This window comes from Bacillus sp. AFS001701, from assembly GCF_002559405.1.
Lineage (GTDB): Bacteria > Bacillota > Bacilli > Bacillales > Bacillaceae_G > Gottfriedia.
Genome location: NZ_NTZO01000027.1, coordinates 18,668 through 37,347, shown reverse-complemented (window position 1 = coordinate 37,347; position 18,680 = coordinate 18,668). Strand labels below are relative to the sequence as shown.

The 18,680-nt window shown below is 33.3% G+C and carries 17 protein-coding genes and 1 other annotated feature; of the genes, 6 read left to right on the top strand and 11 right to left on the bottom strand.

Features of this window, described 5'->3' with window-relative positions:
- Position 1: 1 nt before the first annotated feature.
- Positions 2-1,189: an MFS transporter gene (locus tag CN514_RS03040; RefSeq protein ID WP_176525771.1), complete on the bottom strand. Its 1,188-nt coding sequence runs from the start codon at positions 1,187-1,189 to the stop codon at positions 2-4.
- A gap of 131 nt (positions 1,190-1,320) precedes the next feature.
- On the bottom strand, positions 1,321-2,724 hold the full coding sequence (gene pepV / locus CN514_RS03035) for a dipeptidase PepV (protein WP_098231325.1): 1,404 nt from the start codon (positions 2,722-2,724) through the stop codon (positions 1,321-1,323).
- Between the two features lie 307 nt (positions 2,725-3,031).
- On the opposite strand from pepV, the gene CN514_RS03030 reads away from it, so the two are divergent.
- Positions 3,032-3,232 carry a DeoR family transcriptional regulator gene (locus tag CN514_RS03030; protein WP_056473526.1) on the top strand — a complete coding sequence of 67 codons (201 nt, stop codon included), beginning with the start codon at positions 3,032-3,034 and terminating at the stop codon, positions 3,230-3,232.
- Between the two features lie 142 nt (positions 3,233-3,374).
- On the opposite strand, the gene CN514_RS03025 is transcribed toward CN514_RS03030, so the two are convergent.
- Positions 3,375-4,097 carry a pseudouridine synthase gene (locus CN514_RS03025; protein WP_098231324.1) on the bottom strand — a complete coding sequence of 241 codons (723 nt, stop codon included), beginning with the start codon at positions 4,095-4,097 and terminating at the stop codon, positions 3,375-3,377.
- A gap of 204 nt (positions 4,098-4,301) precedes the next feature.
- Positions 4,302-5,921: a putative polysaccharide biosynthesis protein gene (locus CN514_RS03020; RefSeq protein WP_098231323.1), complete on the bottom strand. Its 1,620-nt coding sequence runs from the start codon at positions 5,919-5,921 to the stop codon at positions 4,302-4,304.
- Positions 5,922-6,072: 151 nt separating this feature from the next.
- Between CN514_RS03020 and CN514_RS03015 the strand changes: the two genes are divergently transcribed.
- Positions 6,073-7,344, top strand: a complete 1,272-nt coding sequence (locus CN514_RS03015; protein ID WP_098231359.1) for a BaiN/RdsA family NAD(P)/FAD-dependent oxidoreductase — start codon at positions 6,073-6,075, stop codon at positions 7,342-7,344.
- Positions 7,345-7,578: 234 nt separating this feature from the next.
- Here the strand turns inward: CN514_RS03015 and CN514_RS03010 are convergent, their stop codons facing one another.
- The 6 genes from CN514_RS03010 to CN514_RS02985 form a co-directional block, all read right to left on the bottom strand.
- Entirely contained in the window at positions 7,579-7,794 is a 216-nt protein-coding gene (locus CN514_RS03010; protein WP_069034724.1) for a DUF2553 family protein, read from the bottom strand.
- A 199-nt stretch (positions 7,795-7,993) separates the two neighbouring features.
- Entirely contained in the window at positions 7,994-8,293 is a 300-nt protein-coding gene (locus CN514_RS03005; RefSeq protein ID WP_069034725.1) for a rhodanese-like domain-containing protein, read from the bottom strand.
- Between the two features lie 166 nt (positions 8,294-8,459).
- Positions 8,460-10,877, bottom strand: a complete 2,418-nt coding sequence (gene leuS, locus CN514_RS03000) for a leucine--tRNA ligase (RefSeq protein WP_098231322.1) — start codon at positions 10,875-10,877, stop codon at positions 8,460-8,462.
- Between the two features lie 79 nt (positions 10,878-10,956).
- Positions 10,957-11,173 (bottom strand) — a binding site (T-box leader).
- Between the two features lie 65 nt (positions 11,174-11,238).
- Positions 11,239-12,438 (bottom strand): MDR family MFS transporter, encoded by a 1,200-nt coding sequence (locus tag CN514_RS02995; protein ID WP_098231321.1) that lies wholly within the window; start codon positions 12,436-12,438, stop codon positions 11,239-11,241.
- A 236-nt stretch (positions 12,439-12,674) separates the two neighbouring features.
- Positions 12,675-12,824, bottom strand: coding sequence for a glycogen biosynthesis protein GlgD (locus CN514_RS02990; protein ID WP_098231358.1), 150 nt, complete (start codon positions 12,822-12,824; stop codon positions 12,675-12,677).
- Between the two features lie 61 nt (positions 12,825-12,885).
- On the bottom strand, positions 12,886-13,149 hold the full coding sequence (locus CN514_RS02985; protein WP_098231357.1) for a DUF2524 family protein: 264 nt from the start codon (positions 13,147-13,149) through the stop codon (positions 12,886-12,888).
- Between the two features lie 193 nt (positions 13,150-13,342).
- On the opposite strand from CN514_RS02985, the gene mnmL reads away from it, so the two are divergent.
- The 4 genes from mnmL to CN514_RS02965 all read left to right on the top strand — a co-directional run bounded on the left by mnmL (position 13,343) and on the right by CN514_RS02965 (position 17,505).
- Positions 13,343-14,305, top strand: coding sequence for a tRNA modification radical SAM protein MnmL/YtqA (mnmL, locus tag CN514_RS02980; protein ID WP_098231320.1), 963 nt, complete (start codon positions 13,343-13,345; stop codon positions 14,303-14,305).
- The gene (gene mnmM / locus CN514_RS02975) at positions 14,302-14,877 is read left to right on the top strand and encodes a tRNA 5-(aminomethyl)-2-thiouridylate-methyltransferase MnmM (RefSeq protein ID WP_098231319.1); all 576 of its coding nucleotides are present in this window, start codon (positions 14,302-14,304) and stop codon (positions 14,875-14,877) included. The genes mnmL and mnmM overlap by 4 nt, the downstream gene beginning before the upstream one ends.
- A 189-nt stretch (positions 14,878-15,066) precedes the next feature.
- Positions 15,067-15,549 (top strand): hypothetical protein, encoded by a 483-nt coding sequence (locus tag CN514_RS02970; RefSeq protein WP_098231318.1) that lies wholly within the window; start codon positions 15,067-15,069, stop codon positions 15,547-15,549.
- Positions 15,550-16,353: 804 nt separating this feature from the next.
- Entirely contained in the window at positions 16,354-17,505 is a 1,152-nt protein-coding gene (locus tag CN514_RS02965; RefSeq protein WP_098231317.1) for a cation:proton antiporter, read from the top strand.
- Between the two features lie 54 nt (positions 17,506-17,559).
- On the opposite strand, the gene CN514_RS02960 is transcribed toward CN514_RS02965, so the two are convergent.
- Positions 17,560-18,654, bottom strand: coding sequence for a tetraprenyl-beta-curcumene synthase family protein (locus CN514_RS02960; RefSeq protein WP_098231316.1), 1,095 nt, complete (start codon positions 18,652-18,654; stop codon positions 17,560-17,562).
- Between the last annotated feature and the right edge of the window lie 26 nt (positions 18,655-18,680).

The window sequence follows — 18,680 nt, the reverse complement described above, 5'->3', positions numbered from 1 at the left end:
ATTAGGCAATCTCCTTTTTATCTTTTATGTTAGAATCCTTTTTTAAGTATTGCATGATTCCAACTGCAACTATACTAAGAGAACCAAATAAAATATAAATTGCTTTAATTGAAAATGCCTCTGATATAAATCCACTTATGAAAGTACAGAACCATTCTCCCAGCCCTAAGCCTAAACCAGAATAAATTGTAACAGCCGTTGCTTTTAAAGAATCTGGTGCTTGATCTCTTACAAACTGGAGAGCTGCTGGAATAAATAATCCAACCGATAGTCCTTGTGTAAGACAAGATAAAAAAAGAATCGAAATCGGAGGATTCGTAAAATAAAAATACCATCTTAAAGCCGATACTAAAGCGGTTGCAATTAATATATTATATATCCCAAAACGATTAATTAATCTCTTTGCTACTTGCAAAAATGGTGCTTCACTTCCTGCAGAAATTAGAAATGCAATACCAACACCTGTTAATGTTCCACCTAAAGATTGAATATATAAACCGAAGTAAGTATTATTTGCACTAATTGGTCCAAAAACTAAAAAGGCACAAATTAAAAATAATAAAAACCTTTTATTAGATAGCAAAATTGGGACTCCTTTTAAGATTGGTTCCCTTTTGCTAATTGTCGTAGCGTTAGGAATAAAAATTGAAATACCTAAGCCGACTAGAATACAAAAAGCAAATACGAAAAATATAATGACTAAACCGAAAACTTCAGCTAATCTTCCCGAAACTAATACAGCAAATGCAAAACCAATTGAGCCATATAATCGAATAGCTCCGTAATTCCCACCAATTTTTTGGACATAATTCAGTGCAATACTATCTGAAAGAGGAATTAAAGCACTTTGTGTCATCGATAACATGATGACAACAAATAAAAGCATGCCATACGAAGTGATTGAAGAATAGAAAAGTGCAATTACAATTGTGGAGATTTGCGCTATAAGCAACATTTTTTTAGGATTAAGCGTCATGTCACTAACCATTCCCCATAGAGGCTGTGAAAAAATAGCAACGATTGGTGTTAATGACATTAATATCCCAATTTGTGAAGTTGATAAATCCAACACATTTTTAAAGTAAGAAGAAAGTAAAGGTCCTAGCGATCCTATTGCAAAAAATAAACAAAAATAATAGCCCTTAAAAATAAGTAAGATGCTATTTTTACGTGCTTGTAATGTGTTCAAAATTATTCTCAACTCCTAAAAAAAAATACATAAAAAAGGGGAGGAAATTTTCTCCCCTTACTGACGAAAAACGCTCGCTTTAACCTTATTGTCTCAAAAATTCGAGTCGTTTAATCAGTCTAAAACTATAATTACTTAACCAATTCAGCAATCGACTGTGCATAAATTGCAATTGCTTTTAATAAATCATCAATTTCAGCATATTCGTCTTTTTGGTGAGCTACTTCTGGTTTTCCTAAGAATAATGGTCCAAAAGCTACACCTGCACTTAATGAACGTGCGTATGTGCCACCACCGATTGTTAACAATGTTGCTTCCTCACCCGTTTGCTCTTCATATACTTTTTGTAAAGTTTGAATTAATGGGTGATCTTTTGGAACATGGTGTGGCTTAGAATTTTTAATTTCATTAAATTCAAAGCTATATTTATTTCCACGTTCAGTAAGTGTTGAAATAACAAAGTCAATATCAGTTGTTACTGGATAACGTAAAGTTAAACCAAATGAGCCACCATTATTTTCTTCGTATTGCATAATTCCTAAATTAATAGTTAAATCTCCAGTAATATCATCATTAAACGCAACGCCCATGTTTTTACCACGAGAGTCACCTTTGAAGTTTTCAACGATAAACTTTAAGAATCGATCAGCATTAACATTAAATTCAAATTGATTTAAGAAGCTTGCTAATGCAATACCTGCATTCTTACCTTTATCAGGTTCCATTCCATGTACTGAAACGCCTTCTACTGCTAAAACTTGGTGTCCATTTTCTTCAGAAACTTGAGCTTTACATCCTAGCTCACTAATATGTTTTGTAAATGCTTCTTGATCAAAGCTTGGTCCTGAAACGATCGCTTTTGCATAATCAGGTACCATATTTACTCTTCTACCTGAAAAGAATGAAACTAATTTATATTCACTCTCGTTATCTTCATTTAACTGCATTTGTTTGAAATTAATATCTAAAATACCCTTTTCAGCGTAAATAATTGGGAAATCTGCATCAGGTGCAAAGCCCATTGTTGGCATTTCTTCTTTTTCAAAGTAGTGATCAACACAACGCCATTGGCTTTCTTCATCTGTTCCAAGAATCATACGTACACGCTTATTAATTGGTAAGCCTAATTCTTTAACAATCTTCATTGCATAATAAGCTGCCATTGTAGGACCCTTATCATCAATTGCGCCTCGTGCATATATATTGCCATCTTTAATAATTGCATCAAATGGATCATGAGACCAGCCATCTCCAGCAGGTACAACATCTAAGTGACAAAGAATTCCTACTAGTTCTTCGCCGCTTCCCATTTCTAAGTGACCAGCATATCCATCAACATTTTTTGGAATAAACCCGTCTTTTTCACCTAAATTTAACATGTATGTAAGTGCTTCATTAATACCTTTACCCATAGGTGCTTCTTTTGTAATTGTCGCTTCATCATAAACGCTTTCAATATTAAGAAGTTCAATCGTTTGCTTTAAATAATCTTCTTTACGTTTTAAAACTTCTTCCATCCAATTAATTTGTGTCATAGAAATACCTCCTTTAATATAAATAGTTTATCATCTTTTAAAATTTAAACATAATTTATTCATAAATGGAACGAAAAAAGAAGGAATATGACACTCTTTGTAGAATATATTACCTTAAACTTGCAAAATGATTACGTTTGCGCAAATTTTCATTAAATTTTTGTATTTTTTTCATAAATTTCGTTATGAAACTACTGAAAAAGAGTAAAATGAAAATATAAGCTTAACTAGTAAAATACTTAACTAACCTGTTATGAAACAATGCGGTAGGTAAAGGAGTGGTTTTTTGAATTCTGGAACTTCTCGAATGCTGACTCGAATTAAAGCCATTTACATGTACATTAGTGAAAATGGCACCGTTTCTACAAAAGACCTAGTGGAGGAGTTTGGTATTACACCTAGAACAATCCAACGAGATTTAAACATTTTAGAGTTTAATAATCTAGTTTATAGTCCAAGTAGGGGAAAATGGGCCGTAACAGGGAAAAAAGTAAAAGCTTCTTCGTAAAAAAAAGAAAACAAAAACCTATGATTGTCTTGTCTGACGTCTAATCAAGGGTTTTTGTTTTTCTTTTGGCTCTCTATTAAAGGATCCGATTAAACTTTATATTTACATTTTGATTTATTTTAACCTATTTATAAGTAACACTTTATTTCTCTTCGTTAACCGACTTTAATAGGTCAATCTCTTCATCAGTCAATTCTCGATATTCACCTAACTCTAAATCTTCATCTAACTTTAAAGGACCCATCTCTAGTCTTTTTAAGTAAGTAACTTTCTTTCCTACTGCTTCAAACATTCTTTTAACTTGATGGAATTTACCTTCCATAATAACTAGTTCGATCTCAGATTCTTCACCGGATTTAAGAATTGTTAAATAACCAGGTTTCGTTAAATAACCATCCTCAAGTGTTACGCCTTTTTCAAATGCTTTAATGTCAGATTCAGTTACTACTCCATCAATCGTTGCATAATACTTCTTTGGTACGTGTTTTTTAGGAGAAAGTAATTGATGTGCTAAATGACCATCATTCGTTATTAATAACAATCCTTCCGTATCTTTATCTAAACGTCCAACTGGAAATGGTTCGAAAATGATATCTTCATATTCTAATAATCCGATTACAGTTTCATGCTCAGAATCTTCTGTAGCAGAGATAACACCTGGTGGTTTGTTCATCATTAAATAAACAAACTCTTTATACTCTACTACTTCACCATTAACTGTTACAACTTGCTGTTCAATATCAACATGCTCTTTCGGGCTTTTTACTATATTATCTCCAACTTTTACAACACCTTGTTTTAGTAGAGATTTTACTTCTTTTCTACTGCCATATCCCATATTGGCTAAAATTTTATCAATTCTCATTAATTAGCACCTTTTCTTTCTAAATAAAAGTTTAAGAAAACTCGCAGATTAGCGAGTTTTTTTAGCGAAGTCAAAGGCGTAGTGCATTTATACTTAATTCCTGAAATCAGCTACTACGTCGTTTTTCTTCTCCGCTGTCAATTTTTACATTCTTTATGTGTAAAAAAAGGTGAACCACTACAAAAGAAGGTTCACCATATATTTTTATCCTCTTTTTCCAAACTTAAAACGATTCTTTAAACGAGCGCCTAAAATAATTTCAAATAAGTTTAATTTGTATGCAACACCTAAATAAACAATAGCCCCTACAATTGCTCCAATGATGACAAGGAACATTGAAATCATTCGTCCATCTTTATAAGTCCACCAGAATCCTAATAAGTATTCTACAGCATAAACCGCTCCGGCCATTAGGCCAGATAAGATTATCATAAAGATGATCCTTCTAAACACTTTATTGAAAGAGAACTGCGCATTTTTACGAATATAATAGAAATTGTATACGATTGAAAATAAATAGCCTAATGCGGTCGCTGATACCGCGCCATATGTTTTGAATAAATGAATTAATGGTACATTTAATATAATTTTTAATATTACTCCACCTATTAAACCAATAATCGCATATTTTTGTTTATCTAAACCTTGTAAGATTGCTACATTTACTGTGAAAAGTGAATACAATAAAGCTACTGGAGCATAAAAACCTAGTATACTTCCACCAAGTGTACTTTTTTGATAAAAAGCACTATAAATCGGTTCAGCCAAAACTGAAATACCTACAACAGCAGGAAGTGTTAAGAAAAATACAACCTGGTAGGTTTGGGTAATTTGACTTTGTAGCTTTTTATGATTTTTATTTACAAATGCTTCAGTTATAGCCGGAACAAGTGTTAAACCAAATGCCGTTGCTAATGAAACTGGAATCATTACTAGCTTGTGACTTGTGTATGAAAACATTACATAAGTATTTTCTGCAATATCTTTTAATCCAATTGCTTCCATTGCTCTATTGTAAGTAAACTGATCCACTAATTGATATAACGGGATAGCAAGTCCGACAAACACATATGGAATTGAATAAGAAAATAATTCTTTGAACATTTCTAATTTAGTAGGATAGATTAATCCTTTTGATTTTGGAAGAAGTTCATCTAAATGAACTTTTCGCTTTCTCCAATACCATAGTAAGTTTAAAATACCTCCTACAGCACCAATTGTAGCTGCAAACGTCGATAACCCTACTGCTTGAGTAATTGTTCCACCCATAACTTTTAGAATGATATAACTTCCAACTAATGTAAATACAATACGTACAATTTGTTCAATTAGCTGTGAAACAGTAGTTGGGCCTGTTGATTGATGCCCCTGAAAAAAACCTCTATACAAACTTTGAGAAGGTACTAATATTAAAGCAGTACTTACTATTCGCATAACTGAAACTACATCCTCTACACTATTACCTTTTGTATCCTTAGGTATCATAAGAGGTGCGATATAAGGTGCAATGATATATAACGTTAAAAACGAAAAAATACCTGTACATATTAAGAGTAGCTGACTTGCATGAAAAAGCCTTCTACTTGTTTCATATTCTTCAATAGCATTGTACTTTGAAACGAACTTCGCTACAGCTAACGGAACACCTGCAGTAGCTATGCTGATGAACAATGTATATGGAACGTAACCATAATTATATAATGCAGACCCTTTTGAACCAACTAAAGCATAAAAAGGGAATGTATAAATCATTCCTAGAAATTTTATTAAAAATGTACCAGCAGTTAATATGAAGGTACCTCGTAGCAATTTTGAATCTGACATAAACTGCCTCCTACCAATTCTCGATCAAACTAACTAATCTATCTTACCATATCATCTAAAAAGAAAAAATTAAAAAATGATAAGAAGTTGGAGCTTACTTGAAATAATGGTAAACTTACTAAAAGAAATTTGTAACGAAAGTAGTGAAATAATGGTTTATGACGTGATTGTAATTGGTGGCGGAACTTCTGGTCTGATGGCTGCAATTAGCGCTGCTGAAAACAAAGCTAAAGTACTTTTACTTGAAAAAGGAACTAAATTAGGACAAAAACTTCTTATATCAGGTGGTGGTCGTTGTAATGTAACAAATCGCTTACCTATAGAGGAAGTTATTAAACATATACCTGGAAATGGCCGATTTTTATATAGCGCATTCTCTATCTATAATAACGAGGATATCATACAGTTTTTTGAAAACATGGGAGTCGCATTAAAAGAAGAGGATCACGGGAGAATGTTTCCTGTATCAAATGACTCAAAATCAGTATTAAATGCATTAATGCAAAAACTAAAAAAACATCATGTAGATATTCAGACCAATAGAACTGTTAAAGACGTACTCTATGAAGATGGTAAAGTAGTAGGAATCATATTAGATGATCGAACAGTCATTCACTCAAAAAGTGTTGTCCTTGCGGTAGGAGGTAAATCTGTTCCACACACAGGTTCGACAGGTGACGGATATGCATGGGCAAAAAAAGCTGGTCATACAATAACTGAACTCTTTCCTACAGAAGTACCAATTACTTCAAGTGAAGATTTTATTCAAACCAAATCATTACAAGGCCTTGCTTTAAGAGACATTGAATTAAGTGTATTAAATCCAAAAGGCAAAAAAGTGATAGCCCATAAAATGGACATGCTCTTTACTCATTTTGGAATTTCGGGCCCTGCCGCACTACGTTGTAGCCAATTTGTATATAAAGTACAACAAAAGTTTAAAACAAAGAATGTATCAATGGCGATTGATTGTTTCCCAGAGCAAAACGAGGAATCACTATTTCAAGACGTAAACAGAATTTTAAAAGAAGAACCAAAAAAAGCGATTAAGAACGTTCTTAAAGGTTATGTACCTGAAAGATATTTACTATTTTTGCTTTCAAAATGTGGTATTGATGAGGCAACTCCTTGTAATGAAATTGCTACGATGAAATTAAGAGAGCTTGTCCAATTATTTAAAGGTTTTTCATTTGTAGTAAACGGAACTCTTTCAATTGAAAAAGCATTCGTTACAGGTGGGGGCGTCTCAACAAAGGAAGTTCATCCAAAAGAAATGTCATCTAAAATCATGAATGGTCTTTATTTTTGTGGAGAAATATTAGATATTCACGGTTACACTGGTGGCTATAACATAACCGCTGCATTGGTAACTGGCAGATTAGCAGGAGGATCAGCTGCGGAATATTCTCAAACAAATTTTTAAGAAATAAACAAAGGACCGAACGAATACATTGTTTCGCTAGGTCCTATAATGTTTACATATGGAAAAGCATAAGGATTGATTCTTAAGAAACTTTATAAAAGTTAAACTGTTATTCCCCAAACTTATTGCCTTAGTTGTATTCGAAAAACAATCAAACTGATTTTCTAGTTTTAACTTATGCTTTTCGCTTATTATATTTTTCTTTGGCACAAATCCACCGTCCCTAATTTAAGGTCAAAGGCGAGCGTTCGATTGTTCGTGTTGCAAGTTCACTAATAAATAGAATCGTCCATCCTCTTCAACATACCCATCTGCCAATTGGAAAGATTGTTTTAAGTCTTTAAAGTAAAACTTTCCAATTAAATACTTTGAAGAATACAACTCCATATGCCCATCTTTAAATTTACCAATTATTTTATCGGTAATATCAATTTTTAATGTTTTAGGCAAATCAACCCCCTCCTTTCTAACAAGCAAAGACCTCAATGAAAAAATATATGAGGTTCTACTTTAATATATGTCACAACTCACGTGCTTAATATTCCTTATGCCAAAAAACATTAGCCTAAATTAAACCAATTAAATAAAAAATCCAACAAAAATGTTGGATTTCAGTAGGTAGACAAAATATCGATACAGATAAATTTTTTTATTTGATCTCGCCTTCCCAGGCCATCATTCCACCTTCCATGTTGATCGCCTTATAGCCTAGCTCATTTAAATACTCACAAACATTCTCACTACGAACGCCTGCCTTACAAATAAAAATGTATTCAAATTCTTTATTAAAAACATCTAATTTGCTCGGAATTTGTCCCATTGGAATATGAACTGCTTCAGGAATTTTCCCATACTCAACCTCATAGTCCTCTCGTACATCTACTAAAAATAGCGTTTCTCCTGATTCTAAACGCTCTTTAACTTCATTTGCAGAAATCGTATTCATCATTGCTCATCCTTTCTTTATAGCAACATCTTAACAACTAATTATTTTCTATGCAAAATGTAAGTTTAATTCTATCCACCTTAGAGGGGGAGGATGAGTTAGTAGAAAAGCAAAAACAAGAAATAAACAAAGAAAAAAACCTCAAAAGAGGTTTTTTCGAATTAACTATTTAGTTCGCAACGATATTTACTAATTTACCTGGTACAGCAATGATTTTTCGAACAGTTTTACCTTCAACTTGTTCCTTAACTGCATCATCTGATAATGCAATTTGCTCCATTTGCTCACGAGAAGCATCTTTTGCAACAAGTAATTTCGCTTTTACTTTACCATTAATTTGTACTACGATTTCAATTTCGTCTTCTACTAGCTTAGCTTCATCGTAAGCTGGCCATGTAGCATATGCAATTGAATCACTATGACCTAACTTACTCCAAAGTTCTTCACCGATATGAGGAGCAACTGGTGCTATTAATTTTACAAAACCTTCAACCATTTCTTTTGGTAATTGATCAGCTTTATATGCTTCGTTAATAAACACCATCATTTGTGAAATTGCAGTGTTAAAGCGTAATCCTTCAAAGTCCTCTGTTACTTTCTTTACTGTTTGGTGATATGTTTTTTCTAGACTGCTAGAAGTAACTCCTTCTACAATTTTATCTGAAAGCTCTTCATTATCAGTAACAAATAAACGCCATACTCGGTCTAAGAAGCGACGAGAACCATCTAATCCATTTTCTGACCAAGCGATTGATGCATCTAATGGACCCATGAACATTTCATATAAACGTAATGTATCAGCACCGTGACTAGCAACGATATCATCAGGATTTACAACGTTTCCTTTAGACTTAGACATTTTTTCATTATTTTCCCCTAAGATCATCCCTTGGTTGAATAGCTTTTGGAATGGCTCTTTTGTAGGAACTACACCTAAATCATAAAGGAATTTATGCCAAAAACGAGCGTATAGTAAGTGAAGAACTGCATGCTCTGCTCCTCCAATATATACATCAACTGGTAACCAATGCTTTAGTAATTCAGTATCTGCGATTGCTTCGCTATTATTTGGATCAATATAACGTAAATAATACCAGCAGCTTCCGCCCCATTGTGGCATTGTATTTGTTTCACGTCTTCCTTTTTTACCTGTTACTGGATCAACTACATTAACCCAATCAGAAATATTCGCTAATGGTGACTCACCAGTACCACTTGGGCGAATATCTTCTGTTTTCGGAAGAATTAATGGTAATTCCTCATCAGGAACAACTGTCATAGTACCATCTTCCCAGAAAATTACTGGAATTGGCTCTCCCCAATATCTTTGACGAGAGAATAACCAATCACGTAGACGATACGTAACTTTTTTCTCACCTGCTTTTGAAGAATCTAACCAATCAATTATTTTTTCAAGAGCTTCTTGTTTATTTAAACCGTTTAAGAAATCAGAGTTAACATGTTTGCCATCTCCAGCGTAAGCTTCTTTTTGAACGTCTCCACCTTCAACAACTTCAACGATTGGTAATTTAAATTTAACTGCAAATTCGTGATCGCGCTCATCATGTCCTGGTACTGCCATAACTGCACCAGTTCCATAGCTTGCAAGTACATAATCCGCAATCCAAATTGGAAGCTTTTCGTTATTTACAGGGTTAATTGCATATGCTCCTGTGAAAACACCTGTTTTATCCTTCGCTAAATCAGTTCTCTCTAGATCACTTTTCGATTTAACTGAATCGATGTATGCTTCGACAGCATCTTTTTGATCAGCTGTTGTAATTTGGTTAACTAAATCATGTTCTGGAGCTAATACTACATAAGTTGCACCGAATAATGTATCAGGACGTGTTGTAAATACTGTTACTTTCTCATCGAATCCATCAACATTAAAGTAAACTTCAGCACCTTCAGAACGGCCAATCCAGTTACGTTGCATTTCTTTTAAGCTTTCTGGCCAATCTAATTCTTCTAGATCTTCTAATAATCGATCAGCGTAAGCTGTGATTTTTAAGATCCATTGCTTCATTGGACGACGCTCTACTGGATGTCCTCCGCGCTCACTTTTTCCATTGATTACTTCTTCATTAGCTAAAACTGTACCAAGAGCTGGGCACCAGTTAACTGGGATTTCATCTACATAAGCTAATCCTTTTTCAACCATTCTTAGGAAAATCCATTGAGTCCATTTGTAATAATTAGGATCAGTTGTATTAATTTCACGATCCCAATCATATGAAAATCCTAGTGCCTGAATTTGATTACGGAAAGTATTAATATTTTTTTCAGTAAACTCAGCTGGATCATTACCTGTATCTAATGCATATTGTTCTGCTGGTAGACCAAATGCATCCCACCCCATTGGATGAAGTACATTATAGCCTTGCATTCTTTTCATTCTTGAAAGGATATCAGTTGCTGTGTACCCTTCTGGATGACCTACATGTAATCCCGCTCCAGATGGATAAGGGAACATATCAAGTGCATAAAATTTCGGCTTGCTTGTATCGTCAGTTGTTTTAAACGTTTTATTTTCTAACCAATACTTCTGCCATTTCTGTTCAATAGAACCATGATTAAAACTCATATTATTGCCTCCTTTTTTCATGTATAAATGGCTCGGCTGTGGCCCTAGCGGTCTACAAATAAAAAAATCCTCCCATCCCAAAAGGGACGAGAGGATTTCCCGCGGTACCACCCAAATTAATGTAAAAATACATTCACTTGTTTCCGTAACGTGGAACACGACATTTATTACTAGGTAAAAACCGTTCACAAATGTGGCTTATGGGCGAGTTCATGAATAGAATGGATTGACTTTCACCAACCGTCAACTCTCTAAACCTCTTCATATTCACTACTATTCCCAATCATTGCCGATCATTTAGATTTAATTTATACCATTTTATTATAACCAAAGAAAAAGGTCAATTATACATTGCCTATTTTTAAGAAGCAAAAGTTTGATTATCAGCTTTTACTACTTTTTTTGCTAATCTTTCATAAAGCACAGAGAAGACCATGCTTATTACTAAAAAGACAACTAATATAATAAATAATACCCTGATATTAAAAGTATCAACAAGTGCCCCTCCAATAACAGGTCCAAGCATTCTTCCAACCGTCGCTGCACTATTTACAATCCCTTGATACATTCCTATACGATCTTTTGGAGCAAGCATATTTGCAATAGTTGGTACTGCAGGCCAGACGAACATTTCACCAATCGTTAAAATGATCATACCCGTCATAAACATTGAGAAATGATCGGCAGTGCTCACAAGAATTGTCGAAGCGATAAAGAATCCAATTCCAAACAACATTTGCTTTCTCATACTTAACTCAAGTTTACGTATTGCAGTTGATACGATTGGTTGAGCTAAGACAATAAGCGCACCATTTACAGTCCATAACAGACTATATTTTTTTAATCCAATGTGTAGATTTTGCATTTCTGAAGCAATCGTAGTTTGCCATTGAACATAAACTAACCAACATAAAACATACGCAACACAAACAATCATCAGAGCCTTCATTGAAGGAGTAAATGAAAATTTTTGTTTCTCTGCTTTTTCTACATGAGTTTCTTTTAATTGCTTAGGTTCACCAATATCTTTAAATCCAAATAAAGCTACTAAGAAGAAAATAATATATAATAGCAAATTAGCGGAGAAAATATAATTAATATTTGCGGATGCAACTACTCCACCTAAAGCCGTACCAATCGCCACACCAAGATTTTGAGCTACATAAATTGCATTAAAAGCTTTACGACCACCCTCTGGCCATGCCGCTCCAACCATCGCATACATTGATGGAAATACAATACCAACACCAAACCCTAAGATTACGAAGAAACAACTGTAATATGTCCAAGAATGATTAATAACCAAACCTAATATTGACAAAAACGTAATACTAATACCAGTAAGGATTGACCTATATCCCCCAAATTTATCAAAAAGCCAGCCCCCCAGCATATTACCAAATACACCGGCCAATGAATTAAACATTAAAATAAGCCCCGCAACAGACAAGGACTTTCCTAAATAAATATGGATGTATACTGTATTGAATGGCCATAAGAAAGAATTACCTGTTACATTTAAAATCATACCGATTAACAAAAACCATAGTTTTTTTGGCATCCCGTACTCCCCTCAAAGCTGTCCCTTTTTATCTATTTTTATCTCGTTAACTCATTAATTGTAGAGGAGAATCTTCCTAGTTTCAAGAGGCACGCATTAAGTGGCGATAGATAAGAAGGACAAAAAACCTAGAAGGTATTAGAAAAGTACCATATAATCCCTAAAATTACCAAAATAAAAAGAAAAAAGGAAGGCATACCTTCCTCTTCTTTTACTCTCTATTCCCTTTTTCTGCCTTACCCCTGCTTTGATCTCTGTGGTTGTCCTTTTTTAGCGTTATTCATTTTGACTTGATCTACTGCTGAAAGTTCACCTGAGAATTCTGTTTTCGTTTTATTCTTTGTTGTTTGTTCTGGATTACTACTTTTTGATTTCTTTTTAACCATTTTTGGTTTCCTCCCAAGGATCGCATATTCTTGAACGTATTCTTGCATATTCTAGTCTCCTTTAGTGCGGAGTAATAATCATTTGATGTTGTAGCTGTGTTAATTGTCTACGTAAACGATTAAATTCATCTCTATTTTCTAAATTTGCAAGGTTTTCAACTTTTTCTAACTGCATAATTGCTTGCTCAAGCCCTGACTGTGCTTCTGAATACTCAATTCCGTTAAAATGCTCTTGTCGCATGCCAATTTCTAATTGTTGCACTGCATAATCATAGGCTTGTTTCGCTTGTTGTACTTGTTCTTGTCCGAAATTGCGATCTGTTATTCCCAAGAAAATACCCCCTTTGAGACTTTAATGAAGTATCCGATATGTAGGTTACCTCAAGGATAGTATTTCCGAACCTTTCAATCAGAGTACAATTATTTCTTTACAAATAAGAAAGGTTTTTCCATTTGGTTTTCTTTTTAGAGCATGATAAAATCGATAATATTGACTTAAATTAAGGGAGGGATGAGGAATGACAAAAAACAATCCTTTTCCATATACAATAGATCATAAAAGATATCACTCATGGAATTATCATTTAAGACAACAATTTGGCGAAAAAGTTTTTAAAGTTTCAATTGACGCTGGATTTGATTGTCCAAATAGAGATGGTACAGTTGCGTTTGGAGGTTGTACTTTTTGTAGCGCATCTGGTTCGGGCGACTTTGCAGGTGATCGAGCTGAAGATGTTGTAACTCAATTTCATAAAATAAAAGATAAAATGCATGAGAAATGGCAAAACGGAAAATACTTAGGCTATTTCCAAGCTTATACAAATACTCACGCACCAGTAGAAGTATTAAAACAAAAGTTCGAACCAATATTAGAGCAAGAAGGCGTTGTAGGTTTATCAATCGCAACAAGACCAGATTGTTTACCAGATGATGTTGTTGAATATCTTGCAGATTTAAATAAACGAACTTATTTATGGGTTGAATTAGGATTACAAACTGTTCACGAAAAAACTGCAAATATTATTAATCGTGCCCACGATTATAAAACTTACGTAGAAGGCGTAGAAAAATTAAGAAAGCACAACATCCGTATTTGTTCACATATTATTAACGGGTTACCTCTAGAAACTCCAGAAATGATGATGGAAACAGCAATGGAGGTTGCTAAACTTGATATCCAAGGAATTAAAATTCACTTACTTCACCTATTAAAAGGTACTGCAATGATGAAGCAATATGAAAAAGGACTAGTTGAATTCATGGATTTTGATGCTTATATTAACTTAGTCGTTGATCAGCTTGAAATTATTCCAAGTGATGTAATCGTTCATCGTATTACTGGAGACGGTCCACCTGACTTATTAATCGGACCAATGTGGAGCTTAAAAAAATGGGAAGTACTAAATGCAATTGATCGTGAGTTTGAACGTAGAAATAGCTGGCAAGGTAAATATGCAAATAATCGAGCACAATTAACATGATTCTAGATCGCATTTTACCGTACGCTAGAAAGCTTCTCCAATCAACTGTTAAAGAAGGCGATATTACCATTGATGCCACTATAGGTAATGGTCATGATACAGTATTTTTAGCAAAATTGATTGGTGAAACTGGACATGTTTACGGATTTGATATCCAAGAACTAGCTATTCAAAAGACGACTGAAAGAATAAATAATGAAAATTTAAGCAATCAAGTTACACTTTTTCAAAGAAGTCATGCAGAAGTAAAAAAAGTAATCCCAGCTTCATTACACAAGAAATTAAAAGGTGCAATTTTTAATCTTGGTTATTTACCTGGTAGCGATAAATCAGTTGTAACAGTACCCGAGTCTACTATTTCAGCAATAGAACAAATACTCGAAATGATGGCACCAGAAGGGATTATTGTAGTTGTTATTTATCATGGTCATGAAGGCGGAGAAATTGAAAAAGATGCATTAATGAACTTTGCTCAAAACATCCCACAAGACTTGGCACATGTACTAACTTATCGATTTATTAATCAAGCAAATAATCCTCCTTTTATATTAGCAATTGAAAAAAGGGCTTAAGAAAAAACTGTCTAATTCAGACAGTTTTTTTATTTTCCCCTCAAATTCTCAAAAGTACAATTATAGAATTCCATTTTGACCTCTTCTTTATAAATACCTTAAAAATTCATTAAAAATTCATTAATGGTAAATTTTTCTTGGAAAATTGGTAAAGATAAAAAAATCAAAATAAGAAAGAAGGTTTTCAAAATGAAAAAAGCTATTTTTGCAGGTGCAGTAGTTAGTCTTTTTACACTTAGTACAATTACAGTAAATGCCGAAAACATCGCGTCAGCAAATTATTATGTCCATCCACATCATGATCACGATGCAACAACAGATGATGGTGAGCATCATAGACATCATCATCACCATAACAAAAAAGCAAATAAAATGTTAGAAAACCACAAAAAAGAAGTTGTTAAGTATATTTCCAATTACTTAAACCAACCTGAAGCTAATATAAATAAATCTGTTGAGCAACATAAAATGAAAATGAAGCAATTAATATTTATTGCAGTTGTATCAAAACTTTCAAATAAACCTTTGGAAAATATCATCGCTCAAAAAGGTAAAACAAATTCATTTAAAGAAATATTAGATAATAATAATATTAAACGTGAGCAGTTTTTTGAAGAAATGAAAAGAGTTCATCGAGATATATTTACTCAAATTGAACCAACTAAAAATTAAATTAACAAGAGCGCCCCTTAAGTCTTTGTACTTATTGGGCCTCTTTTTTGTTTAAATTACTTGTTTCTAATGAAGTTATAAACAGACGATCAAGTTTTTTATTAAGAATATCTAGTAATTTTATCGACCTATAAAAATTCACAAAAAAATATTAATAATATCTAATTACGGCGTATTCATGGAATCAATTGAATATTATGTAAAGATATAACCAATTCGTAGTTGATTTAGATAAACCAACTCTAGGGGTGTGAAGAGTTGACTACAAACCTAAACAATTTGAATAAAATACTTCGTAATGTTTTTCAGTTCATTTTACGGAATTCGAATTGGATCTTATTATTAATTGGATTAATTGCCTTTATCAATTACTGGTCAATTTTTTACCTTGTTTCATTATATAGAGGATTTCATACAGAATCTTCACAGGTCAATCAGATGACCCTTTGGGTAATTTATGGGTATTTTTATGGTTTCTTTGGGAGTATGATTTTAATTTATGTACACTCTTTTGTACTTAAATATATGTTGTTTTTTCGAAAAATTAAAAGCGCCATTTCGTTTATACTCCTTCATTTTGCTTATTTTGTTTCGCTTATTTTATTAATTCTATTAAACTAAGTTTCTATTTATTTTGTTACTATTTTATCTCTTAAACTTGTTTTCTTATTCAATTTTAGTTTATACTTAGATTAAATTTAATGCATTGTTCGGAGGAGCCTGTCACGATTGGGATAAGTATGTAATTTACTTACCCAATCGTGGCAGGTTCTTTTTTTATGCGTTCAGACGGGAGATGAATTTATGCTTTATATGCAACTTGCGATTATATTGATTGCCTCTAAAGTTTTTGGGGATTTAAGTACAAAGCTTGGTCAGCCTGCAGTTTTAGGAAAGCTATTAGTAGGGATCATACTAGGTCCAGCTGTTCTTGGAGTCATTACTGAAACAGAAACATTACATGAAATGAGCGAAATTGGCGTCATTTTACTTATGTTTATTGCTGGTTTAGAAACTGATCTTAATGAATTTAAACGAACTGGGAAAGCTTCTTCTTATGTAGGGATACTCGGAATACTATTCCCATTATTATCAGGTTATCTTTATGGAATTTCCATAAACTTAAACCAATTTGAAGCTATTTTTTTAGGGCTAATTCTTTCTGCAACTAGCGTAAGTATTTCTGTGGCTACATTAAAAGAAATGGGTAAACTTAAAACAAAAGATGGGGCAACAATTTTAGGAGCTGCCGTAATTGATGATATTGTTGTCATCATAGCATTAGCATTTGTTATGAGTTTCAGTGGTAGCGACGTTAGTTTACCAATTCTTTTATTTAAAAAGTTTATATTTTTTACATTTGCCATATTAATTGGTTGGAAGATTGTACCTTGGTTCCTGAAAAAGTTTATTAAACTAAACGTTTCAGAAACATTAATCTCTGCTGCTTTAATCGTTTGCTTCTTATTCTCAGCCTTTGCAGACCAAACAGGTATTGCTGCTATAATTGGAGCTTATATCGCAGGAATTTCGATATCTGTTACTAAGTTTAAACAAGAAGTTTTTGAAAAGGTCGAAACGATTGCTTACTCTGTATTTGTACCTGTGTTTTTCACTTTAATAGGTGTATCAGTTCAATTTACGGGGTTAAGTCATTCGGTTCCGACTATTATTATGATAAGTATTATCGCTATTTTAACGAAACTAATTGGTGGAGCATTAGGAGCAAAACTGGCGGGATTTCCAACTAAAAATTCACTCGGAATTGGCTCAGCAATGGTATCTCGTGGGGAAGTTGCATTGATTATGGCATCAACAGGTTTAGCAAATAATCTTTTAAGTAATGAAATGTTTGCCATCCTTGTTATTGTGGTACTAATCACGACAATTGTAACTCCACCTCTTATGAAGTTATTTTTTACAGAAAAAAGTGAAGTTTTAAGTAAAAATGTGTAAACACGAAAAAGGATAGTTTTATCTACTATCCTTTTTCGTGTTTTCCTGTCTTTTTTAAACTGATTCCCTGACCCTTCTATTACCAGCCTTTAACTCTTTTAATTTAAAATATAACTTAGCATTGCCATAGAAAAAGAATGATGTTAAGCCACCGTTCTTAACAATCGCTCTTCTAATCCTTTTCATCTCGTCTGGTCCTGCCATTTTTTTATCAGCCAAATAAATGCCTAGTAATCCCTGGCATATCATTCGATGAAAACGATAATCTTTTAAATCTTTTAAAGCTTGATCACTTTTAGTTGAAAAATACTCAATCCTATTTAACATGACATCTTTAGACGGGTAATAACTGCAGAAATTTAAATCTCCGCCTTCTTCGTCTTCCTTTTGATCAATTACATAATCTAGTAGAATATGAAGTCCTTGTACATAAGGGAAATAACTCTTATAGACTTGTTCAAATAATTTTTCAGAAATCACTTCGTTAAATGAATAAGAAACTAAACAAAAAATCCCAAGTGTTGAACCAGCGCACGCAGAGAATTCATACCATTCTAAGTCAGAAAGGTCTGGTTGATATTTTTCAAACCAATTTGTTAATCTAGGCACTCGCTCTTCTTTTTTTACATGCTTATGTATTTGTAACTTACAATAATAATCAGCAAGTTGAACTAAGTATTCTTTAATTCCCTCATAATGCTTCGATTGATTTAAACTACTATGACACTTCGAAACTAGTGCACGTAAATATCCACCATCGTCTTGTTCTTCTCGGAAGCGATAATACATTTGATCGGATATTTGGCATTTTACTGCATCAATCATTGACTCATGTAGTGCTTCAAAATCAACTGGATCAAGCGATGTACTACGATCGCATAAATTATCTAAGTAATCACTAATTGTTTGATATGCAACGATAAATTCTATTACAGGTTTTAAATTCTTTTCAGAAAGTAATGCTAAAATTGCACCACCTTCACAATGGAATGTTTTTGTATCGATACTCATTAATGCTTGTTTTCTAAGTTCTGGGTCTGGGATTGTCGTTGCAAAATTTCTCCAATAGTTTAATTCCTGATGCACTAAAGGAAAAACAGCTTTATAAACTTTCGGCATTAATTGGATCGGATTTTTAGGTAGTGACATTTTTTCACTCCTCCCTATTTTTCATT